Origin of the sequence: Actibacterium sp. XHP0104 (assembly GCF_025751515.1) — a bacterium.
Taxonomy (GTDB): Bacteria; Pseudomonadota; Alphaproteobacteria; order Rhodobacterales; family Rhodobacteraceae; genus Actibacterium_D.
In genome coordinates, this window is the sequence record NZ_JAOWLE010000001.1 from 353,840 (window position 1) to 374,990 (window position 21,151).

Here is a 21,151-nt window from a genome sequence, read left to right on the forward strand (position 1 = left end):
CTGAGACTTCTGGGAGGAGACTCGATGAAACTCATTACCGCTGCCGCAGCAACTGCCGTTGCCCTGACCATGACCTCGGGCGTTGCCTTGGCCGCCTGTGACGAGGGCGAAATCGTCATCAAGTTCAGCCACGTGACCAACAGCGACCGTCACCCCAAGGGTCTGGCCGCCTCGCTGCTGCAAGAGCGTGTGAATGCCGAGATGAACGGCAAGGCCTGTATGGAGGTCTATCCGAACTCGACCCTCTACAACGATGACCAGGTTCTGGAAGCGATGCTGCAGGGCGACGTGCAACTGGCCGCGCCCTCGCTGTCGAAATTCGAAGCTTTCACCAAGCAGTTCCGCATTTTCGACCTGCCGTTCATGTTCAAGAACATCGAATCCGTCGATGCTTTCCAGGCATCCGAGACCGGTCAGGCCATGAAGGAATCGATGGCCCGCCGCGGGCTGATGGGGCTGGATTTCTGGCATAACGGTATGAAGCAGTTCTCGGCCAACAAGCCGCTGCTGACCCCCGAGGATGCTGCCGGCCTGAAATTCCGGGTTCAGACCTCGGACGTTCTGGTTGCCCAGATGAAGGCGCTGAACGCCTCGCCGCAGCCGATGGCGTTCTCTGAGGTCTACGGCGCCCTGCAGACCGGCGTTGTGGATGGGCAGGAAAACACCTGGTCGAACATCTATGGCCAGAAATTCTTTGAGGTTCAGGACGGCACCACCGAAACCAACCACGGTGTGCTGGACTATCTGGTCGTGACCAGCGTCGATTGGTGGGACAGCCTGCCCGCCGACGTGAGTGACCAGCTGCGCACCATCATTGCCGAAGTCAGCGCCGAGCGTAACGCCGCCGTTGGCCAGGTCGATATGGAAGCTCGCCAGGCGATCCTGGATGCGGGCGGTGTGATCCGCGAGCTGACGGACGAACAACGTCAGGCCTGGCTGGAAGCGATGAAGCCCGTATGGGCCGAGTTCGAAGCCGATGTGGGGGCCGATAACATCGCCGCTGCCCAGGAAATCAACGCCGCGCACTAACGCCTCACCGGGCGTCTGGTAAGTCCGGCCCGGTGCGACCAACGCGCCGGGCCGTTTTGCGAACATTGAACGGCTGGAAGGGAACCGAGCGATGAGCAAGGAAACACATACCTCCACCCGCAGCCCGCTTGGGCGTTTCATCGACCAAATCGAAGAAACCCTGATCGCGACCCTGCTGGGTTTCATGACACTGATCACCTTTATCAACGTCGTTTTGCGCTATGGGTTCGGCGACTCGCTGATCTGGGGGCTGGAACTGGTGTTGATCCTGTTTGCCTGGCTGGTGCTGCTGGGCATCAGCTATGGGTTCAAGCACACCACCCATCTGGGCGTCGATGCGCTGTTGAACATCGTGCCCAGCCGCGGACGCCGGATCATGGTGCTGCTGTCGGCGGTGGCCTGCGTGATCTACGCGGCTCTGCTGATGAAAGGGGCCTGGGATTACTGGGCGCCGTTCGCCGGGTTTGACGCGACCTCGGGGCGCTGGTTCCCGACCGGGTTCGAAAACTCGCGCGATCAGGCCTGGTACGAGACCGAGCAGGTGCCGATGCTCAGCTGGCTGCGCTGGATGGAAGACGTGTTCAACCAGGGCGAGGCCTATGACAAGATGCCCCGCTTTATCCCGTATTTCGTTCTGCCCTTCGGGTCGGCGCTGATCCTGCTGCGCGTGGTTCAGGCCACGATCCGCATCGTCACCGGCCAGCAGGACAGCCTGATCGTCAGCCACGAAGCCGAGGATGCGGTCGAAGAAGCCGCCGCCCTGTCCGAGGAGAAATAAGCCATGAGCGTTCTGATCCTTTTCCTCATGATCGTCGGCCTGCTGCTGATCGGTGTTCCGATCGCGGTCAGCCTCGGTCTCAGCTCGATGATCTTCCTGCTGCTGTTCTCGGATACCTCGCTGGGCTCGATCGCGCAGTCGATGTATCAGGCGATGGCGGGTCACTATACCCTGCTGGCCATTCCGTTCTTCATCCTGGCGTCCAGCTTCATGTCGACGGGCGGCGTGGCCAAGCGGATCATCCGCTTCTCGATCGCCTGCGTGGGTCATATGCGTGGCGGTCTGGCGATCGCGGGCGTCTTTGCCTGTATGCTGTTCGCGGCGCTGTCGGGCAGCTCGCCCGCAACTGTTGTGGCCATCGGCACGATCGTGATCGCGGCCATGCAGAAGGCGGGCTATTCCAAGGATTTCGCCGCTGGCGTCATCTGTAACGCGGGCACGCTGGGCATCCTGATCCCGCCGTCGATCGTGATGGTGGTCTATGCCTCGGCGACCGACGTGTCGGTTGGGCGGATGTTCCTGGCCGGGGTCTTCCCTGGCCTGCTGGCGGGTTTCCTGCTGATGGTGACCATCTATGTGATGGCGCGTATCCGCAACATGCCCAAGGGCGAATGGCTGGGGTGGGGCGAGGTGCGTTCCAGCTTTGGCGAGGCGTTCTGGGGCCTGATGCTGATCGTCATCATCATGGTCGGTATCTACGGCATCCCCGGCATCACCGGCGCGATCTTTACCCCGACCGAGGCGGCCGCCGTGGCATCGGTCTATGCCTTCCTGATCGCGGTTTTCGTCTATCGCGACATGGGGCCGCTGGCCGCACGTGGCCCGGACGAAAAGCCGATCTCGCTGCTGCGCAAGCCGCAGGCGCTGTTGACCGCCTTTGTCCACCCCGACACCAAGCACACGCTGCTTGAGGCCGGCAAGCTGACGATCATGCTGATGTTCATCATCGCCAACGCGCTGATCCTGAAACATGTGCTGACCGACGAGCAGATCCCGCAGCATATCGCTGGGGCAATGCTTGAGGCCGGGTTTGGCAAGATCATGTTCCTGATCGTGGTCAACGTGATCCTGCTGATCGGTGGTCAGTTCATGGAGCCCTCGGGCCTGATCGTGATCGTCGCGCCGCTGGTGTTCCCGATCGCCATCGAGCTGGGCGTCGATCCGATCCACCTGGGTATCATCATGGTGGTGAACATGGAGATCGGGATGATCACCCCGCCGGTTGGTCTCAACCTCTTTGTGACCTCGGGCGTGGCGGGGATGCCGATGATGCGCGTCGTGAAAGCGGCACTGCCCTTCCTGGCTGTCCTGTTCGCGTTCCTCATCCTGGTGACTTACGTCCCGGTGCTGTCGACATGGCTGCCGATCACCTTGATGGGACCCGAAATCATCACGAACTAGGCAACACTCACGGAAGAAGAGGCGGCCCCGCAGAAATGTGGGGCCGTTTCACGTTCAGGCGGCGTCGAGCGCGGAGATGATGGCCGAGAAATCCGCAGCCTTTAGCGAGGCCCCGCCCACCAGCGCGCCATCGACATTGCCGACGGCAAAGATCTGCGCGGCATTGTCGGGTTTGACCGAGCCGCCGTAAAGCAGGCTGAAATCCTGCCCGGCAAAGCGGTCGTTCAGCCGGGCGCGGATGAAATCATGCACTTCGGTGATCTGGTCGAGCGAGGGCACGCGGCCGGTGCCGATGGCCCAGACCGGCTCATAGGCGATCACGGTATTGGCGGCGGTGCAGCCCTGCGGCAGCGACCCGTCCAGCTGCGCGCCGATCACCGCCAGCGTGTCGCCTGCGTCGCGCTGGGCCTCGGTTTCGCCGATACAGACCACGGCGATCAGACCGGCGCCATGGGCGGCAAGGGTCTTGGCGGCCACCTCGGCATCGGTCTCATTGTGATCGGTGCGGCGCTCGGAATGGCCAAGGATGACATGGCTGGCGCCCGCGTCGGCCAGCATCGCCGCCGCGATGTCGCCCGTGTGTGCGCCCGATGCATTGGCGTGGCAATCCTGCCCGCCGGTCTGTACGGCGCTGCCCTGCGCAGTGTCCGACAGGCGCGACAGCAGCGTCGCGGGCGGGCAGATCAGGATGTCGCAGGCGGGGGCAGGGTGGGCCGCGATCAGCGCGGAGACCTCGGCCAGATCGGCGGAGGTTCCGTTCATCTTCCAATTGCCGGCGGCCAGTTTCTTACCCATGTTCCCTCGTCCTTTTTGATTTCGGGCGAGAAAACCCCAAACGGGCGGGGCAGGCAAGGGCCGGGGGGCGGAAAAGCCTAGCTTTCGGCGAACTTGATCGACTCGCCGCAGCCGCAGGCCTCGACCACATTGGGGTTGCGGAACCGAAAGCCGCTTTCCAGCAGCGAGGTCTCATAGTCGATCTCGGTGCCAAAGAGGAACATCTGCGCCATCGGCGCGATCATCACGCGCGCGCCGGCCTGTTCGACCACCTCGTCCAGGGGGTCGATCTCGGACACGTAGTCCATCGTGTATTCCATGCCTGCACAGCCGCCTTTCTTGACGCCGATACGCAGGCCCTGGCTGTCTTTCTGGGCCATCAGCCGGGCGATCTGCTTGGCGGCGGCGTCGGTCATGGTGACGGCCTGTTTGCCGGGGATCGAGAACATGCGCGTTTCTCCTTTCCCCTGAATTTAAGGGCTCGGGCGGGGCGGCTCAAGGGGCGTTCGTCGATTAGAGCCGCCCCGCCCGTATCAGGCCTAAAGACCCATGCAGTTGGCGTAGAAGGTCACGGTGGCCGGCCAGTCCGAGAACACGCCCTTCACGCCGACATCCTGGGCCAGAACGTCGAGCAGTTCGAAGTAGACGCCGTCATTGTCGGTGACGTCCTTGATCGACTGAAAGTACCAGCCCCCGCCACCGTTCAGCGGGCCCGAGCGTTCCAGCGTCCAGGTGATGATGTTCAGGTCGGCCTCGCGGGCGGCGCGGGCAAGGGTCGAGGGCACGATGCGGCCGTCCTCGACCGTGACCAGCATCCACATCGGCGGTGCGATATAGTTGATGCCCATGGCCTTGAGCTCGGGCATGGTGTTGGGCCAGGTCGCCGCATCATGGGGCGAATAGCCCTCGATGTCATACTCATCCATCAGATACACGGCCTGAGCGCCAAACTCGGGCTCGTTCTTGATCCAATAGCGGATCACATCCAGGTTGAAGCTTTGCGCCCAGACCTGCGAGGCGGGCACCCCGGCGGCCTTGTATTCGTCGATCATCTTTTGCGCGTAGTCGTCCATCGTGAACCCGTCAAAGGGCATGTCCACGGCGGGGTCTTTCAGCTCGGGCGTGAATTTCGCCCCAAGCGCGCGGAACAGCTCGATCGACTGGGCGTGGGTCATCGTCTGGGCACCGGCCGTGTAGAGATCGGTGCGGAACCCCGCGATGCCGCCCTGATAGGCCTGGGGCGTCGTGGCAGACCCGTCGGCCGCATCCATCTTGGGGCTCAGCGTCTTGAACTGGGCCAGGGTGATGTCTGAGGTGCGGCACTCGGCCTTGGCCTTGTCTTCGCCCATGGCGGGCTGAAAGGGCATCACGCAGGTGTCGGCCAGATCGGTCAGCAGAATGTTGGTGGTGGTGTGCAGATCGTTCTGGGCGTGGCGGCAGACCAGTTCCTTGTCCTTGGTAAAGGTCACGTCGCATTCAAGAATGCCGGCCCCCATGCGGGCAGCGGCCCGGTTCGATTCGACGGTATGTTCGGGGAACATCAGCGGCGCGCCGCGGTGGCCGATCGAAAAGTCGGTGCGTTTGGGGGTTTGACCGATGCAGGATTGCAGCTTGTCCTTCAGCGGGCTGCTGTCCATCTTGTCGATCAGGTAAGAGGGGCGCGGGCCGTAGTCGAGACCGGTTTCGGCAGCGGCGGGCAGGGCGCAAACCGTGGCAAGCGCCAGGGCGGCGAGACGGGCGTGGGGCATTGTCATCCTCCGTTGAGACATCCGCGAACCTGATGCCCGATGGGAATGACAGCCGCACGTCACGCCTGTAACGGCGCGGTAAAGCTTACATGAAGCCCAGTTCTAGCCGGGCCTCGTCGCTCATCATGTCCATACCCCAAGGCGGGTCCCAGGTGATGTCGACAGTGACATGTTTCACGCCCGGCACCGGGCTGATGGCGTCGACCAGCCAGCCGGGCATGTCGCCCGCAACCGGGCAGCCCGGCGCGGTCAGGGTCATGATGATGTGCACCTCGTTTTCGCCGCTGATCTCGATCGTGTAGATCAGGCCCAGGTCATAGATGTTCACCGGGATCTCGGGGTCGAACACGCTGCGGCAGGCGTCAACCACGGCGTCGAACAGCGGGTGTTCGTAGTTTGACGGCTTGATGAGGGGGGCGCCCTCGATCTGATTGCTGGCGTCGGTCATGCGCGGAATCCTAATTGTTGAGTGATCATATAAGGATTATGTCGCGGGCCGTAAAGTGGCTGCCTCTCAGGCTGCCGATTTGCCGCGCTTTCGCACCGGGGCGGGGCGGACGCGTTTCTCGATGTCATCATACAGCAGCCGCGCCACGTTCTTGCCGCTGGCCTGCTCGATACCTTCCAGGCCGGGGCTGGAATTGACCTCCAGCACCTTTGGCCCATCACTGCTGCGCAGCAGGTCGACGCCGGCCATGTTCAGCTTGAACGCCTTGGCCGCACGAATTGCGGTTTCGCGCTCGGCCTTGGAAATGCGCACAGGCTCGGCGCTGCCGCCCTGGTGCAGGTTCGAACGGAACTCGCCCGCCGCCGCGACCCGCCGCATCGAGGCCACGACCTTGCCGCCGATCACCATGCAGCGGATGTCTTCGCCGGCGGCCTCTTTGACGAAATGCTGCACCAGAAAGCTGGCCTTGAGGCCGCGAAAGGCCGAGATCACCGATTGCGCGGCCTTCTTGGTTTCGGCCAGCACCACGCCCTTGCCCTGGGTGCTTTCCAGCAGCTTGACGATCAGCGGCGCGCCTTCGACCAGCTCGATCAGGCTGTCATTGTCCTGGGGCGAGGCGGCAAAGGCGGTGGTGGGCATGCCGATGCGGTGACGCGCCAGGATCTGATGGGCGTGCAGCTTGTCGCGGCTGGCGGTGATGCCTTCAGAGCCGTTCACGCAAAACGTGCCGATGGTTTCGAACTGGCGGATCACGGCGGTGCCATAGGCGGTGATCGAGCTGCCGATCCGAGGGATCACGGCGTCATAGCGCGGCAGGCGCTGGCCGTCGTAATAGATCTCGGGCGAGAGGGCATTCAGAGCCATGTAACAGCGGGTGGTGTCGATCACCTCGACCACATGGCCGCGTTTCTCGCCCTCGATCACCATGCGCCGGGTGGAATAGTTGTTCCCCTCGCGCGACAGAACGGCGATGCGCAGGGCGCGGGCGGGGGCCTCGGCGCGCATGGCGGTGGAATGATAGACATCGTAGTCCAGGATCGGCTGGCAAAAGCTTTCGCCGGGGCTGATGACGATATCGTCGCCAAAGGCCTGACGGCCCAGCAACATGCGATAGGCCATCGACCCGCGATCGGTCAGGGTCATCTCGATCGGCCATTGCCGGTCGCCCATCATGATCTCGGTGCGGATGACATAGCGCAGCTCTGTCTCGCCGTTCGAGCTGGTGACTTCGCGGCGGTCGACGATTTCGGCCGAGCACGGGATCGACAGGTCGTTGCGGCCCGGAATCGGGTGAATGGCAAAGCGCACGCGCGGGCGGTTGGCGGGGCCGAAGGGCTCGATGTCGAAGGCATGCAGGGCCGAGGTCTTGGCCCCCGTATCGACCTTGACCTTAAGCGCGGGCAGGCCCAGCCCGGGCAGGGCGGCCCATTCCTCCCACCCCAGGCGGAAACCGGGGATAATCGGCTGTGCAGTCATCGTCGAACCTTTCGAGAAGATGGCCCCGAGTCAGCCCCGGAAAACCAGACGTGCCCAGTGTCATTGTGCGGGCGGTATGGCAAGAGGGTATGAGAGTTTCGTGACGGCCCGTGCCGCCATGGCATGGCAACTGGCCCCCGGCGCGGCTTCGCGCTATTTCCTGCCTTATGACACAGCGATTCTCGTTCTCTTTGCATGCCACCGACGGCAAGGCCCGTCTGGGCACGATCTCCACACCGCGCGGCGATATCCGCACCCCGGCCTTCATGCCGGTGGGCACGGCGGCGACCGTCAAGGCGATGCTGCCCGAAAGCGTGGCGGCCACGGGTGCCGATATCCTGCTGGGCAATACCTATCACCTGATGCTGCGCCCCACCGCCGAGCGGATCGACCGGCTGGGCGGCTTGCACAGGTTCATGAACTGGGAGCGCCCGATCCTAACCGACAGTGGCGGGTTCCAGGTGATGTCGTTGGCCGGGCTGCGCAAGCTGACCGAAAAGGGCGTGACGTTCAAATCGCATATCGACGGGTCACGCCACGAGCTGACGCCGGAACGCAGCATGGAGATCCAGCGCCTGTTGGGCAGCGATATCGTGATGTGTTTCGACGAATGCCCCGCTTTGCCCGCCGACCGCGACCGCATCGCGGACAGCATGCGCCTGTCGATGCGCTGGGCCGCGCGGTCGAAAGAGGCGTTCGGTGACCGTCCCGGTCATGCGCTGTTCGGCATCATGCAGGGCGGGCTGGAACGCGATTTTCGCGAGGAAAGCGCTGCCGCGCTACGCGAGATCGGCTTTGATGGCTATGCTATCGGCGGCTTGGCCGTGGGCGAGGGCCAAGAGGCGATGTTCGACACGCTGAATTATGCGCCCGATCTGCTGCCGCAGGACAAGCCGCGTTACCTGATGGGCGTGGGCAAGCCCGATGATATCGTGGGCGCGGTCAAGCGCGGCGTGGACATGATGGATTGCGTGCTGCCGTCCCGATCAGGCCGGACGGGGCAGGTGTTCACGCGCCGGGGGGTGGTGAATATCAAGAACGCCCGCCATGCCGATGACCCGCGCCCGCTGGACGAGGCTTGCACCTGCCCGGCCTGCCGCAGCTATAGCCGCGCCTATCTGCATCACGTGTTCCGCGCGAACGAGATGATCTCGGGCATGCTGCTGACCTGGCACAACCTGCATTATTTTCAGGAAATCATGCAGGGCATGCGCGACGCGATTGCCGAGGCGCGCTTTGATGCCTGGGAGGCCGATTTTCACGCCACCCGCGCGCTGGGCGATATCGAGCCGGTTTAACGGGCCAGGGCGTAGATCGGGGCCGGGGGAGTCAAATAGGGCTCTTCCAGCCATGCGCGAAAGCCGTGCCAGGCGGGCAGGCGCTGCAACAGCAGGGCGCCCGCGACAACCAGCGTGGCATTCAGCACCGGGGCGGCCATGACCGCGTGGCCAATATCGGGGAACTGCACCACCATCAGCGCCAGCGCGATGCGCGTGACGGCCGCGCCCTCAGAGAGGGTGACCAGCGAGGGCGCGAACAGCCCCATCACAAGGCAGGCCCCACCGACACCAGCCGCGTAAAGCAGCCCGGCAAAGACCGGCACCGGCAGACCAAAGGCCAGGCCGGGATAGTCGGCGTAAAGGATGACACCCGCCAGAAAGGCCAGCGGCGTGACAAAGGCCAGCCTGCGGCGTTCCTCAACCAATCGTGCGAGCATGTGTTCCATCCGGTCCCCATTCGTGGCAGTCAGGCCTGTCTAGCCGCCAAAATGGCCAAAAATAGGTTGCGAATGGGTAAAGCCCCGCCACATTTCACGGGCTGCCGCGAAAATAGCCGGGGCGGGTCAGAGTTTTAGCCAAATTCTATGGAAACGCTTTGTGATCGCTCTTGTTCAGGCGGCGCGGCGCGGGCATGCTGACGCAAATGCCGTAACAGGTCGTGGTTGAAAATCCGGGTGGATCCCCCAGATATAGAGGCCGAGACCGGAGATGGACGAGAGCTGCCGATAGTCGGGGCCGGGACATCTTGCCAAGAGCCAAGGAACAAGTATGAACGAGCAACTCAGCCAAACCTATCCAGTTCTGCCACTGCGCGATATCGTGGTGTTTCCGCATATGATCGTGCCGCTGTTTGTTGGGCGCGAGAAATCGGTGCGTGCGCTGGAAGAGGTGATGGCCGATGACAAGCAGATCTTGCTGTCCAGCCAGATCGACCCGGCGGTCGATGACCCGACCACCGACGGGATCTACCGCACCGGCGTGCTGGCCAATGTTCTGCAACTGCTGAAACTGCCCGACGGCACCGTCAAGGTGCTGGTTGAGGGGCGGTCGCGCGTGGGCATCACCGAATTCCTGCCCAATGACGATTTTTTCGAGGCCCAGGCCGAATTCCTGCCCGAGGAAGAGGGCGAGCCCGACACGATCGAGGCCTTGCTGCGCACCGTCGGCAAGGAATTCGAGCGCTATGCCAAGGTCAAGAAGAACATCCCCGAAGAGGCCCTGTCGGCGATCGCCGAAACCCAGGATCCGGCCAAGCTGGCCGACCTGATTTCGGGCCATCTGGGCATTGATGTCGACCAGAAGCAGGAGCTGCTGGAAACCCTCAACGTCGCCGAGCGTCTGGAAAAGATCTATGGGCTGATGCAGGGCGAGATGTCGGTTCTGCAGGTCGAGAAAAAGATCAAGACCCGCGTCAAAAGCCAGATGGAGCGCACCCAGCGCGAGTATTATCTGAATGAGCAGATGAAGGCCATTCAGAAGGAGCTGGGCGATGGCGACGAGGGCCAGAACGAGATCGCCGAGCTGGAAGAGCGCATCGCCGACACCAAGCTGTCGAAAGAGGCGCGCGAAAAGGTCGATGCCGAGGTCAAGAAACTGAAATCCATGTCGCCCATGTCGGCCGAGGCGACCGTGGTGCGCAATTATCTCGACTGGATCCTGTCGATCCCGTGGGGCGTCAGGTCGCGGGTCAAGAAAGACCTGCACCGTGCCCAGGACGTGCTGGATGCCGATCACTATGGCCTGGAGAAGGTCAAGGAGCGCATCGTCGAATACCTGGCCGTGCAACAGCGCAGCAAAAAGCTGAAAGGCCCGATCCTGTGCCTTGTCGGCCCGCCGGGCGTGGGCAAGACCAGCCTTGGCAAATCGGTGGCCCGCGCCACCGGGCGCGAATTCATTCGCATCAGCCTTGGCGGCGTGCGTGATGAAAGCGAAATCCGCGGCCACCGCCGGACCTATATCGGCTCGATGCCCGGCAAGATCATCCAGGCGCTGAAAAAGGCCAAGACCACCAATCCGCTGATCCTGCTGGATGAGATCGACAAGATGGGCCAGGATTTCCGGGGCGACCCGGCGAGCGCGATGCTTGAGGTGCTGGACCCGGAACAGAACTCGACCTTTGTCGATCACTATCTCGAGGTCGAATATGACCTCTCGAACGTGATGTTCCTGACCACGGCCAACAGCTATAACATGCCGGGCCCGCTTCTGGACCGGATGGAGATTATCCCTCTGGCCGGTTACACCGAGGACGAAAAGCGCGAGATCGCGCGTCAGCACTTGATCGCTAAGCAGGTCAAGAACCACGGCCTGCGCAAGGGCGAGTTCGAGCTGACCGATGAGGCGCTGACCGACATCATCCGCCTTTACACCCGCGAGGCGGGCGTGCGGAACCTTGAGCGTGAGATCGCGAAACTGGCCCGCAAGGCGGTGACGCAGATCATCAAGGGTGATGTCAAGAAAGTCACGGTAGGCCCTGAAAACCTTGAGGAATTCCTGGGCGTCGAACGGTTCCGCTATGGGTTGGCCGAAAAGGATGACCAGGTGGGTGTCGTGACCGGGCTGGCCTGGACCAGCGTCGGTGGCGACCTGCTGTCGATTGAGGCGCTCAAGCTGCCCGGCAAAGGCCGGATGAAAACCACCGGCAAGCTGGGCGATGTGATGAAGGAATCGATCGAGGCTGCCTCGAGCTTTGTGCGCTCGATCTCGCCCGAGATCGGGGTCAAGCCGCCCAAGTTCGAAAAGGTCGATATCCACGTGCACGTGCCCGAGGGCGCCACGCCCAAGGATGGCCCCTCGGCCGGGGTTGCCATGGTGACCTCGATCGTGTCGGTGCTGACCGGCATTCCGGTGCGCAAGGATATCGCCATGACCGGCGAGGTCACGCTGCGCGGCAATGTGCTGGCCATTGGCGGGCTCAAGGAAAAGCTGCTGGCGGCCCTGCGGGGCGGCATCAAGACCGTGCTGATCCCCGAGGAAAACGCCAAGGACCTGCCCGAGATCCCCGACAACGTCAAAGAGGGTCTGGATATCATCCCGGTCAGCCATGTGCGCGAGGTGCTGAAACAGGCGCTGGTGCGGACGCCAGAGCCGGTGGAATGGGACGAAGAAGCCGAAGAGGCCGCCGCTCAGGCCGCTCTGGCCGCCAAGGGCGAAGGGCACGGCGCCACGGCGCATTGACCGCCTGATCCGACCAAGACAAAGGCGCGCCCCGGTGGCGCGCCTTTTTCGTCTTGGGCGTGCAAGACCAGTGGCGGCAGGCCGAAAAACAGGGTAGCCTTTTCCCACGAGCAGCCCGGGGAGAGGCCCTGCCACCCCCATTTACAGGATAAGAACATGGCAACAGAAAAACCCAAGCAGACGACCCTGCGCACAGTGCCCGAAAGCGGCGAGGGTGACACTGCCGAGAAAACCGTCTTCGTGCAAAAGAAAGACCTGATCGAACGGGTCGTGCAGGAAAGCGGCCTGAAGAAAAGCCAGGTCAAGCCGGTGGTCGAGGCCACGCTGGCGGTGCTGGGCAAGGCCCTGTCCAACGGCGAGGCGCTGAACATCCGCCCGCTGGGCAAGGTGCAGGTCAACCGCCGCAAGGATATGGCCAAGGGGCATGTGCTGACCACCCGGATCCGCCGCGCCGAACCGGGCGATATTCCTGCGCAAGACCCCCTTGCAGAACCTGCGGAGTGACGCTATTACGCCCGTCACCGGGTGATTAGCTCAGTGGTAGAGCGCTTCGTTCACATCGAAGATGTCAGGAGTTCGAATCTCTTATCACCCACCATGAATCAATGTGGAAAAGGCGTTTAAGATCAATATTTTGGTCTCGCGCCTTTTTTGCTTTTCATGGTAACGGACCGAGAAATCCATAGTAATCAACGATCTAGATTTATCAGGATTCGTATCTAGCGCCGCCGTATCCTGACCGGTCGGGTCGACGGGTGCTCAGTGCAACCGTGGTTCCGCCGTCCGCTCAGGCAATACTGTCAGGTGACTACTCAAGTTTGATGACGCGTTCCGCGCGCGAAATCTTTCGTAGACAGCTGGATATGGACGGTGATTGAGAATGGGTTCAGCCAGAACCTGTTTGGCGTGGGTCCCCGACTTTCCGACCGCTATCACGCACAGCTCGTCGTATTTGTCGCGGGCGCCAAACAAGTGTTGGTTTGAACTTAGCGAAAAAAATCATCTGATTAGGATTGTCCAGCATCTGTGATCTGCCTCCAGCTACCGGGAATTCGATGATTGGGAGGGCAACCGAGATGGACTATCGGTCGTCTTTAAGTATTCTTCACACGTATAAGGTGGTGGGGTGATTTGGTATGCAATCATCCGGTGTCGATATTGTTGGGTTGAGTTGTGCTGATAATGCCATGGTTCATATGGCTCCGTTTGCGGGCTCTCGTTTTCCAAATGAATGGAGGCTGGGCGTGATGTGTGTCCTGTGCGCAAGGTCGGTTGCAGGGGGGGAGCGATGACTGAGGTCCCAGACTGGACAAACAGGCCCATGGGGATGCGAGTTATTAGCTGGATCTGTGCTGGCTATTGGGGGGTGGCCCTACTCGTACATTTGGCTGGGTTCTCCATTTTAAAATATTTCGACAGCGGGTTTACCTCTCAGGAGATCAGCCAGATGTCTGCGCCAGCCAAAAGCTTCCTTTCATATTTCCTCATGATGCAAGCGATGTGGTGGGTTGGTTCTGTGGCGACTTCGATTTTGGTTCTGCGGCGTTTGCTAAAAATCGTGTTATGGCGAATTCAGGCTGAATCTCTGCTATTTTTGGCAGGAGGTATTTACTTCGGGTTTTTGACGTATAAAGGCTTATTTTGGGATGATCTTGTGCAACAGGCTATTGCTCAAGGGCCGGCATGGGTTTGGGGAGGTGTGATGGGATTTGCGACCATGGCGTATATGTTAGGGTCCATCTTGGCGATTCTATACCCACGCTTCTGTTCAGTAAGTCGTAAAGAAATGCGCGATCTTAATCTTCGCCGCCTTAAAGGTGAATAGGGCGCACAGTTGCGCCGCAGGTGAAAAATTTCTGGAATTGAGCTTTAGGCTCTGACGGGTGTTCGGGGGCTAAGCTGATCTCTGGCAGATAATTTCTATAGTCCAAAAGTTCCAACCTTTACCGCGAATTGACCCCGCCGCGGGGCAGGCGACTTGCCAGCGCGGCCCATGCCTGCGAACCTGATCAAAAGGCCGGGGGTGATCATGCAGGACCTGTCAAAACTCATCGATCAGGGCGCCGGGCGCGAGCCGGCCGATCTGGTGCTGCGCGGCGGGCAGGTGTTCGACCTGGTGACCGGCGCGATGATCCCGGGCGATGTGGCGATCTGCGGCGACACGATCGTCGGCGTGGGCGAGGAGTATGAGGGCCGCCGTGTCATCGACGTGACCGGCCTGACGCTGGTGCCGGGGTTCATCGACACGCATCTGCATATCGAAAGCTCGCTGGTCACGCCCTATGAGTTCGATCGCTGCGTGCTGCCGCGCGGGGTGACGACGGCGATCTGCGACCCGCATGAGATTGCCAATGTGGTGGGCGTGCCGGGGATCGAATATTTCCTAAACGCCTCGGCCCGCACGGTGATGGATATCCGCGTGCAGCTGTCATCCTGCGTGCCCTCGACCGACATGGAAACCGCCGGCGCCCGGATCGAGGCGGATGAACTGGCCGCGCTCAAGGACCATCCGCGGGTGATCGGGCTGGCCGAGTTCATGAACTACCCCGGCGTGATCCACAAAGACCCGGGCGCCATGGCCAAGCTCGATGCCTTTCGCGGGCGCCATATCGACGGCCATTGCCCGCAGCTGTCGGGCCGCGACCTCAACGCCTATATCAGCGCCGGTATCCGCACCGAACACGAGGCCACGACCGCCGCCGAGGCGCTGGAAAAGCTGCGCAAGGGGATGCGGGTGCTGATCCGCGAGGGCTCGGTTTCAAAGGATATGCTGGCGCTGCAGCCGGTGCTGACCGACACCACCGCGCCCTACATGTGCCTGTGCACCGATGACCGCAACCCGCTGGATATCGCCGAGCACGGCCATCTTGATTTCATGATCCGCAGCCTGATCGCCCTGGGCTGTTCGCCCCTGGCCGTCTATCGCGCGGCCAGCCTGTCGGCGGCCGAGGCCTTTGGCCTCAAGGATCGCGGCCAGATTGCGCCGGGCAAACGCGCCGATATCGTCGCGCTGCGCTCGCTGGCCGACTGCCAGGCCGAGATGGTGTTTTCCGGCGGCGTGCTGGCCGAGGATGCGGCCTTTGCCGCGCGCGAGGTGATCGCGCCGGTCGCGCGCCATTCGGTCAAGGCGCCGCGCCTGAGCGCCGCCCATTTCCGCAGCACCGCCAACCGGGCCGAAACCGATGTAATCGGCATCTTGCCCGGCAAGATCATCACCGAACATCTGCACGAGGTGATCGCGGTGGAAGAGGGGGATAAACGCCCCGATATCACCCGCGACCTGGTGAAAATCGCCGTTGTCGAACGGCACGGCAAAAACGGCAACATCGCTACCGGGTTCGTCAAAGGGTTCGGTCTGAAACAGGGGGCGATTGCCTCGACCGTCTGCCATGACCATCACAATATCGCCTGCGTGGGGGCCGACTACGCCGACATGGCGCTGGCCGCCAACCGGCTGGGCGAGATCGAGGGCGGCTTTGTTGTCACTCAGGGCGGCAAGGTTCTGGCCGAACTGGCGCTGCCCGTGGCGGGCTTGATGAGTCTCAAGTCTTTCGAAGAGGTCGAAACCGACCTGCGCGCCCTGCGTACGGCGGCGCGCAATCTCGGCGTGACGTTGGAAGAGCCGTTCCTGCAACTGGCCTTTCTGGCCCTGCCGGTCATCCCGGCGCTGAAGATCACCGACCGGGGCATGGTCGACGTCACCCGGTTCGAGATCATCGCCTGACCTGTGCATCTGCGCAGGGCCCCTGTCCGGCTATGGGTCTTTGACGGGGCACCGAGGGGCGCTAGATTCCGGTCAGGAGGCCCAAGATGAGCTGGAACCCGCTTCTCGATCCGCAAACGCCTATCGGCGACCAGGTCGACAGTATCGAAACCGTCATCATCCCGCGCGCCAGTGATATCGGCGGCTTCGAGGTGCGCCGCGCTCTGCCGGTGGCGCGCCGCAAGATGGTCGGCCCGTTCATCTTCTTCGACGCCTTCGGCCCGGTCGAATTGCTGACGGGGCAGGGGATCGACGTGCGCCCGCACCCGCATATCGGTCTGGCGACCGTGACCTACCTGTTCCAGGGGCGGCTGCATCACCGCGACAGCCTGGGCACCGATCGCTGGATCGAGCCGGGCGCGGTGAACTGGATGGTGGCGGGCAATGGCATTACCCATTCGGAACGCACTGATACGCCAGACCGCCCGCTGACCATGTCGGGGCTGCAAACTTGGGTCGCCCTGCCAAAATCGCACGAAGACACTGCCCCGCGCTTTGACCACGCCGCCAAGGCAGACCTGCCCCTTCTGGAGGGCGAGGGCAAAAAGCTGCGGCTGATCCTTGGCACGGCTTACGGCGAACGCGCGCCTGTGCCCGTCTACTCCGACACTGTCTATGCCGATGCCCTGCTTGATCCCCGCGCGACGCTGCCCTTGCCCGATGATCACGAAGAACGCGCGGTCTATATCCTGTCGGGCGAAGTGACGACCGCCGGCCAGACATGGCAAGCGGGGCGGATGCTGGTGTTCCGACCGGGTGATGCGATCACCTTGCGGGCGGGCGCGACTGGCGCCCGGCTGATGATCCTGGGCGGCGCAGCGATGGATGGGCGGCGCTATATCTGGTGGAACTTTGTCGCCTCAAGCAAAGATCGGATTGACGCCGCCAAAGAGGCGTGGCGCGCGGGTGACTGGGCGCATGGGCGGTTTCAGCTGCCGCCGGGTGATGGTCAACACTTTGTTCCTGCGCCTGAAGTTTAAGCCAGCCGGGGCTCTGCCCCGGACCCCGGGATATTTATGCGAAAAAGAAATGGGCTTCTTCTTCGTGAAAATATCCCCGCCGGAGGCCGCCTGACGCGCCGCAGGCGCGGAGGTGAAAAACATGCGCGCGAAGCGCGCGCAATTTGATTGCAAGAAAGCGCATATCGCCGCTTGACGCCAGTGGGCGCCGCGCCTAAAACCCCCCTCACGCCGGGCCAAGCCCGGGGCAAGCAGAGCGGTTGTAGCTCAGTTGGTTAGAGTACCGGCCTGTCACGCCGGGGGTCGCGGGTTCGAGCCCCGTCAACCGCGCCACTGCTTCCCCGAGATGCCCGCCGAGATGCGCGGTTGTAGCTCAGTTGGTTAGAGTACCGGCCTGTCACGCCGGGGGTCGCGGGTTCGAGCCCCGTCAACCGCGCCACTTCTCCACGGAATGCCCATGACAAAGATCGATGACATCCCGCTGAGTCTTGCGGTTCTGGCGGCGTTGACGCTGGGGCTGGCGCCGTTTTTCCCCGAGCCGCATATCTGGCAGAAGCTGAAGATGCTGGCCGCGGGGCAGCTGGTGCGCCCCATCGACATTTTCGATTTGTTGCTGCACGCCGCGCCTTGGGGGCTGTTGGTGGTCAAGCTGGCGCGCGGCGCGCGCGGTTAGGACAGTGCCGCCAGGATTCGCGCCCAACTGCGAATGCCTTTGTGAAAGCTTTCGATGTCGTATTTCTCGTTCGGGCTGTGGATGGCGTCGTCATCCTTGCCGAACCCGATCAGCATGGCATCGACGCCGAGGATATCCTTGAAATAGCCCGCGATCGGGATTGATCCGCCGCAGCCGACATAGGCGGCCTCAATCCCCCATTCGTCCGACAGGGCACCGCGTGCGGCCTCGAAGGCCGGGTCTTCGGTCGACATTTGGGCCGCCGGCGAGGCGCCGTGTTCGTGGAACTCGACCGAGCAGTCGGCGGGCAGTTGCGCGCGCACCAGCGCACGAAAGTTTTCGCGGATCTTGTCGGGGTTTTGCTGGCCGACCAGGCGAAAGCTGATCTTGGCGCTGGCTTTCGAGGGCAGCACGGTCTTGAACCCGTCGCCGGTATAGCCGCCCCAGATGCCGTTGACCTCGCAGGTGGGGCGCGACCACAGCATCTCCAGCGGGGTGTGGCCGGTTTCACCGGCGGGCTGCGACAGGCCTACTGCGTGCAGGAAATCGCCGTGATCGAACTTGAGCGCCTGCCATTGCGCCGCCAGTTCGGGCGGCAGGTCGGGCACGCCGTCGTAAAAACCGGGGATGGTCACGCGGCCCTGGTCGTCATGCAGGCCCGCGATGATGCGGGTCAGCACGCGGATCGGGTTCATCGCGGCGCCGCCATACATGCCCGAATGCAGGTCCTTGCTGGGGCCGGTAATGGTGATTTCCTCGCCCACCAGCCCGCGCAGCATGGTGACGATCGCCGGGGTGCGGCTGTCGAAGAGGCCGGTGTCGCAGATCAGCGCGATGTCGGACTTCAGCTCTTCTGCGTTGTCGCGCATGAAGGGGATCAGCGAGGGCGATCCGGATTCCTCTTCGCCTTCGAAGAAAAAGCTGATGCGGGCGGGCAGGGTGCCGTGCACGGCTTTCCAGGCGCGGCAGGCTTCGACAAAGGTCATCAGCTGGCCCTTGTCGTCGCTGGCGCCGCGGGCATAGATCTTGCCGTCGTCGATCACCGGTTTGAACGGGTCGCTGGTCCACAGGTTCAGCGGGTCGACGGGCTGAACGTCATAATGGCCGTAGAACATGATATGCGGGCCGGGGCCTTTGCCATGGGCCACGACCATCGGGTGACCCGGCGTGGGGCGCTTGGTGGCGTCAAAGCCGATCGAGGCCAGATCGGCCACCAGCCAGTCGGCGGCGGTGTCGCAGTCGCCCTTGTAGGCGGGGTCGGTCGAGATCGAGGGGATGCGCAGCAGTTTCTGCAGGCGTTCCAGCGCCTGGGGCAGGTCGGCATCGATTCGGGCGAGAACGGGCTCGAGGGTCATGGTGGCCTCTGATCAGATAGGGTTCGTCGTAGCGTAACAGGCGTGGGGCGGCTGTCCAGAGGGTGGCGGGCCAAGGCGGCAAAGGGTAGCCTGAAGAGGTGTGTTTCAGGAGGTTCAGGATGCGTATCACCCCCGTTTGCTTGATGGCCGCGATGGCCGCCCTGCCGGCCGTGGCTGAACCGGTGGATGGCAAGGCCGCCAAGGCGGCGCTGTTCAAGCCCGCCCCGGCAGAGGCGGTTTTGGTGCCTCAGGATGTGCTGGACGAAAAAGAGGGGCAGATCGCGGTGCAGGTGGCCGGGCAACAGCCCTATTACGGTGCCATGGCGGTGGCGCCCGAAGACGGGTTGCTGAGCGATGCGACGGTTGCCGCGACCAACTATCACGACGTGGATGCCGCCCGCGAGGCGGCGCTAGAGGGTTGCAATGCGCGGCGAAAAGGGGCCGCGGCCTGTGTGATCGTGGCCGAAATCCGCCCCATGGGTCATGAGGCGCGGCCGCTGCAATTGTCGTCCGCCGCGACCGAGGCGTTCCACGGCTATTATCGCAAGCAGCGCGGTGCCAAGGCGATGGCGATCTCGCTGTCGACGGGCAAATGGGCCGTGGCCACGGGCGAGGGGGCCGAGGCCCAGGCGCTGGCCGATTGCGCGCTGGCCGCCCGTGCCGAGGACTGTTTGGTGGCGATTCTGGACGACTGAGAGGTGTGGAATTTGACCGAAATCAAAGTGGCGCGGGCGGGCTGCGCCTAAAGCAAAAGGGCAAGGCCCGCATTGGTTGAAATTCAGGACGCAGGGGCGCGACAAAAACGCGCGAACAGTTTTTGTTTTCTGAATGTGAAAAATGTGCATAAAGGACATGCCTTAGGGCGACGGGAGGGCTTTTGCACAGATCAGGTGGTCTAAAGGCTGCTTTGTGGCCAGACCAAGCCTTGCCGCAACGGGGTGAGGGGGGTAAACCGTTTTGGTCCCCGCGCCCATGTCGGTGCGATGCTCTGGCACGGCCCGTTCGGGCCGGACGCAGAATGAAGGAGAGATAGAGTGGATTATACCGCTGGTTTGGACAAAGCCCTGAACAGCCTTCACGAGGAAGGCCGCTATCGCACCTTTATCGATATCGAGCGTCGCAAGGGCAATTTCCCCCATGCGGTCTGGAAACGCCCTGACGGCACCGAACAGGACATCACCGTCTGGTGCGGCAATGACTATCTGGGCATGGGCCAGCACCCCGCCGTTCTGGCCGCCATGCACGAGGCCATCGACGCCACCGGCGCCGGCTCGGGCGGCACGCGCAACATTTCGGGCACCACGGTCTATCACAAGCGCCTCGAGGCCGAGCTGGCCGATCTGCACCAGAAAGAGGCCGCGCTGGTCTTTACCTCGGCCTATATCGCCAATGACGCCACGCTGAGCACGCTGCCCAAGCTGTTTCCGGGGCTGATCATCTATTCGGATGTGCTGAACCATGCCTCGATGATCGAGGGCATCCGCCGCAACGGCGGCGCCAAGCGCATCTTCCGCCACAACGACGTCGCCCATCTGCGCGAGCTGCTGGAAGCCGACGACCCGAACGCGCCGAAACTGATCGCGTTTGAATCGGTCTATTCGATGGATGGCGATTTCGGCCCGATCGAGGAACTGCTTGATCTTGCTGACGAATTCAACGCGCTGACCTATATCGACGAGGTCCATGCCGTGGGCATGTACGGCCCCCGCGGTGCCGGTGTGGCCGAGCGTGACGGCCTGATGCATCGCATCGACATCATCAACGGCACCCTGGCCAAGGCCTATGGTGTGATGGGCGGTTACATCGCCGCTTCGGCCAAGATGTGCGACGCGATCCGGTCTTATGCGCCGGGCTTTATCTTTACCACCTCGCTGCCGCCGGCGGTTGCCGCCGCTGCTGCCGCGTCGGTGCATCATCTCAAGACCGATCAGACCCTGCGCGATCAGCACCAGCTGCAAGCCAAGATCCTCAAGATGCGCCTGAAAGGGCTGGGCCTGCCGATCATCGATCATGGCAGCCATATCGTGCCGGTCATCGTTGGCGACCCGGTGCACACCAAGAAACTGTCGGACATGCTGCTGGAACGCTTTGGCATTTACGTGCAGCCGATCAACTATCCGACGGTGCCGCGCGGCACCGAACGGCTGCGGTTCACGCCCTCGCCGGTGCATGGTCCCAAAGAGATGGACAAGCTGGTCAAGGCCATGGACGAGCTGTGGAGCCATTGTGCGCTGAATCGTGCCGAACTGAGCGCGTAATCGTTTCTGCGGATGCAACCCGCCTTGTTCTG

At 62.5% G+C, this 21,151-nt stretch carries 19 protein-coding genes and 3 tRNA genes; 15 read left to right on the forward strand and 7 right to left on the reverse strand.

Translation table 11 applies throughout. The features are described 5' to 3' along the window. The first annotated feature begins 24 nt into the window (after positions 1 to 24). From OE856_RS01825 to OE856_RS01835, 3 genes are all read left to right on the forward strand, one after another. A complete protein-coding gene (locus tag OE856_RS01825; RefSeq protein ID WP_263714338.1) occupies positions 25 to 1,029 on the forward strand; it encodes a DctP family TRAP transporter solute-binding subunit in 1,005 nt (334 codons plus the stop codon). Positions 1,030 to 1,120: 91 nt separating this feature from the next. Beyond that, positions 1,121 to 1,807 (forward strand): TRAP transporter small permease, encoded by a 687-nt coding sequence (locus OE856_RS01830; RefSeq protein WP_263714339.1) that lies wholly within the window; start codon positions 1,121 to 1,123, stop codon positions 1,805 to 1,807. A gap of 3 nt (positions 1,808 to 1,810) precedes the next feature. Next, positions 1,811 to 3,208: a TRAP transporter large permease gene (locus OE856_RS01835; protein ID WP_263714340.1), complete on the forward strand. Its 1,398-nt coding sequence runs from the start codon at positions 1,811 to 1,813 to the stop codon at positions 3,206 to 3,208. Between the two features lie 54 nt (positions 3,209 to 3,262). Here OE856_RS01835 and tpiA read toward each other — a convergent pair whose 3' ends face one another. The 5 genes from tpiA to rimK all read right to left on the reverse strand — a co-directional run bounded on the left by tpiA (position 3,263) and on the right by rimK (position 7,654). Continuing rightward, positions 3,263 to 4,003: a triose-phosphate isomerase gene (gene tpiA, locus OE856_RS01840; RefSeq protein WP_263714341.1), complete on the reverse strand. Its 741-nt coding sequence runs from the start codon at positions 4,001 to 4,003 to the stop codon at positions 3,263 to 3,265. Positions 4,004 to 4,080: 77 nt separating this feature from the next. Next, positions 4,081 to 4,431 carry a HesB/IscA family protein gene (locus tag OE856_RS01845; protein ID WP_263714342.1) on the reverse strand — a complete coding sequence of 117 codons (351 nt, stop codon included), beginning with the start codon at positions 4,429 to 4,431 and terminating at the stop codon, positions 4,081 to 4,083. Between the two features lie 90 nt (positions 4,432 to 4,521). Next, on the reverse strand, positions 4,522 to 5,736 hold the full coding sequence (locus OE856_RS01850) for a glycerophosphodiester phosphodiesterase family protein (protein ID WP_412174845.1): 1,215 nt from the start codon (positions 5,734 to 5,736) through the stop codon (positions 4,522 to 4,524). Positions 5,737 to 5,815: 79 nt separating this feature from the next. Continuing rightward, positions 5,816 to 6,178, reverse strand: a complete 363-nt coding sequence (locus tag OE856_RS01855; RefSeq protein WP_263714344.1) for an SUF system Fe-S cluster assembly protein — start codon at positions 6,176 to 6,178, stop codon at positions 5,816 to 5,818. Between the two features lie 66 nt (positions 6,179 to 6,244). After that, positions 6,245 to 7,654: a 30S ribosomal protein S6--L-glutamate ligase gene (rimK, locus tag OE856_RS01860; protein ID WP_263714345.1), complete on the reverse strand. Its 1,410-nt coding sequence runs from the start codon at positions 7,652 to 7,654 to the stop codon at positions 6,245 to 6,247. 167 nt (positions 7,655 to 7,821) lie between these two features. Here rimK and tgt point away from each other — a divergent pair, with 167 nt between their 5' ends. After that, a complete protein-coding gene (gene tgt, locus OE856_RS01865) occupies positions 7,822 to 8,952 on the forward strand; it encodes a tRNA guanosine(34) transglycosylase Tgt (protein ID WP_263714346.1) in 1,131 nt (376 codons plus the stop codon). Here tgt and OE856_RS01870 read toward each other — a convergent pair. Beyond that, complete coding sequence (locus OE856_RS01870) at positions 8,949 to 9,371, reverse strand: hypothetical protein (RefSeq protein WP_263714347.1); 423 nt, start codon at positions 9,369 to 9,371, stop codon at positions 8,949 to 8,951. The genes tgt and OE856_RS01870 overlap by 4 nt on opposite strands. A 331-nt stretch (positions 9,372 to 9,702) precedes the next feature. Here OE856_RS01870 and lon point away from each other — a divergent pair, with 331 nt between their 5' ends. The 9 genes from lon (at position 9,703) to OE856_RS01915 (ending at position 17,506) form a co-directional block, all read left to right on the forward strand. Continuing rightward, a complete protein-coding gene (lon, locus tag OE856_RS01875) occupies positions 9,703 to 12,111 on the forward strand; it encodes an endopeptidase La (RefSeq protein ID WP_263714348.1) in 2,409 nt (802 codons plus the stop codon). 156 nt (positions 12,112 to 12,267) lie between these two features. Then, the gene (locus OE856_RS01880; protein ID WP_263714349.1) at positions 12,268 to 12,615 is read left to right on the forward strand and encodes an HU family DNA-binding protein; all 348 of its coding nucleotides are present in this window, start codon (positions 12,268 to 12,270) and stop codon (positions 12,613 to 12,615) included. A gap of 19 nt (positions 12,616 to 12,634) precedes the next feature. After that, positions 12,635 to 12,709, forward strand: a tRNA-Val gene (locus OE856_RS01885). 690 nt (positions 12,710 to 13,399) lie between these two features. Beyond that, positions 13,400 to 13,936: a hypothetical protein gene (locus tag OE856_RS01890; protein WP_263714350.1), complete on the forward strand. Its 537-nt coding sequence runs from the start codon at positions 13,400 to 13,402 to the stop codon at positions 13,934 to 13,936. Between the two features lie 204 nt (positions 13,937 to 14,140). Next, positions 14,141 to 15,835: an adenine deaminase gene (gene ade, locus OE856_RS01895; protein ID WP_263714351.1), complete on the forward strand. Its 1,695-nt coding sequence runs from the start codon at positions 14,141 to 14,143 to the stop codon at positions 15,833 to 15,835. An 86-nt stretch (positions 15,836 to 15,921) separates the two neighbouring features. Continuing rightward, the gene (locus OE856_RS01900; RefSeq protein ID WP_263714352.1) at positions 15,922 to 16,854 is read left to right on the forward strand and encodes a pirin family protein; all 933 of its coding nucleotides are present in this window, start codon (positions 15,922 to 15,924) and stop codon (positions 16,852 to 16,854) included. A gap of 235 nt (positions 16,855 to 17,089) precedes the next feature. Beyond that, positions 17,090 to 17,166: transfer RNA gene (locus OE856_RS01905), tRNA-Asp, on the forward strand. A 29-nt stretch (positions 17,167 to 17,195) separates the two neighbouring features. Then, positions 17,196 to 17,272 (forward strand) — tRNA-Asp (locus tag OE856_RS01910). Positions 17,273 to 17,290: 18 nt separating this feature from the next. Next, positions 17,291 to 17,506, forward strand: a complete 216-nt coding sequence (locus OE856_RS01915; protein ID WP_263714353.1) for an RND transporter — start codon at positions 17,291 to 17,293, stop codon at positions 17,504 to 17,506. Here the strand turns inward: OE856_RS01915 and OE856_RS01920 are convergent. Next, positions 17,503 to 18,861 carry a dipeptidase gene (locus OE856_RS01920; protein ID WP_263714354.1) on the reverse strand — a complete coding sequence of 453 codons (1,359 nt, stop codon included), beginning with the start codon at positions 18,859 to 18,861 and terminating at the stop codon, positions 17,503 to 17,505. The two genes, OE856_RS01915 and OE856_RS01920, sit on opposite strands and share 4 nt — an antisense overlap. A gap of 119 nt (positions 18,862 to 18,980) precedes the next feature. Here OE856_RS01920 and OE856_RS01925 point away from each other — a divergent pair, with 119 nt between their 5' ends. Then, a complete protein-coding gene (locus tag OE856_RS01925) occupies positions 18,981 to 19,556 on the forward strand; it encodes a 5-aminolevulic acid synthase (protein WP_263714355.1) in 576 nt (191 codons plus the stop codon). Between the two features lie 339 nt (positions 19,557 to 19,895). Next, the gene (gene hemA / locus OE856_RS01930; protein ID WP_263714356.1) at positions 19,896 to 21,119 is read left to right on the forward strand and encodes a 5-aminolevulinate synthase; all 1,224 of its coding nucleotides are present in this window, start codon (positions 19,896 to 19,898) and stop codon (positions 21,117 to 21,119) included. The last annotated feature ends 32 nt before the right edge of the window (positions 21,120 to 21,151 follow it).

Coding starts and splice junctions, on each gene's coding strand:
- OE856_RS01880 (WP_263714349.1), top strand. CDS start 12,268: ATGGCAACAGAAAAACCCAAGCAGACGACCCTGCGCACAGTGCCCGAA.
- OE856_RS01850 (WP_412174845.1), bottom strand. CDS start 5,736: ATGACAATGCCCCACGCCCGTCTCGCCGCCCTGGCGCTTGCCACGGTT.
- OE856_RS01870 (WP_263714347.1), bottom strand. CDS start 9,371: ATGCTCGCACGATTGGTTGAGGAACGCCGCAGGCTGGCCTTTGTCACG.
- OE856_RS01825 (WP_263714338.1), top strand. CDS start 25: ATGAAACTCATTACCGCTGCCGCAGCAACTGCCGTTGCCCTGACCATG.
- OE856_RS01835 (WP_263714340.1), top strand. CDS start 1,811: ATGAGCGTTCTGATCCTTTTCCTCATGATCGTCGGCCTGCTGCTGATC.
- tgt (WP_263714346.1), top strand. CDS start 7,822: ATGACACAGCGATTCTCGTTCTCTTTGCATGCCACCGACGGCAAGGCC.
- OE856_RS01925 (WP_263714355.1), top strand. CDS start 18,981: ATGCGTATCACCCCCGTTTGCTTGATGGCCGCGATGGCCGCCCTGCCG.
- OE856_RS01900 (WP_263714352.1), top strand. CDS start 15,922: ATGAGCTGGAACCCGCTTCTCGATCCGCAAACGCCTATCGGCGACCAG.
- OE856_RS01920 (WP_263714354.1), bottom strand. CDS start 18,861: ATGACCCTCGAGCCCGTTCTCGCCCGAATCGATGCCGACCTGCCCCAG.
- ade (WP_263714351.1), top strand. CDS start 14,141: ATGCAGGACCTGTCAAAACTCATCGATCAGGGCGCCGGGCGCGAGCCG.
- rimK (WP_263714345.1), bottom strand. CDS start 7,654: ATGACTGCACAGCCGATTATCCCCGGTTTCCGCCTGGGGTGGGAGGAA.
- tpiA (WP_263714341.1), bottom strand. CDS start 4,003: ATGGGTAAGAAACTGGCCGCCGGCAATTGGAAGATGAACGGAACCTCC.
- OE856_RS01830 (WP_263714339.1), top strand. CDS start 1,121: ATGAGCAAGGAAACACATACCTCCACCCGCAGCCCGCTTGGGCGTTTC.
- OE856_RS01915 (WP_263714353.1), top strand. CDS start 17,291: ATGACAAAGATCGATGACATCCCGCTGAGTCTTGCGGTTCTGGCGGCG.
- OE856_RS01890 (WP_263714350.1), top strand. CDS start 13,400: ATGACTGAGGTCCCAGACTGGACAAACAGGCCCATGGGGATGCGAGTT.
- lon (WP_263714348.1), top strand. CDS start 9,703: ATGAACGAGCAACTCAGCCAAACCTATCCAGTTCTGCCACTGCGCGAT.
- OE856_RS01845 (WP_263714342.1), bottom strand. CDS start 4,431: ATGTTCTCGATCCCCGGCAAACAGGCCGTCACCATGACCGACGCCGCC.
- OE856_RS01855 (WP_263714344.1), bottom strand. CDS start 6,178: ATGACCGACGCCAGCAATCAGATCGAGGGCGCCCCCCTCATCAAGCCG.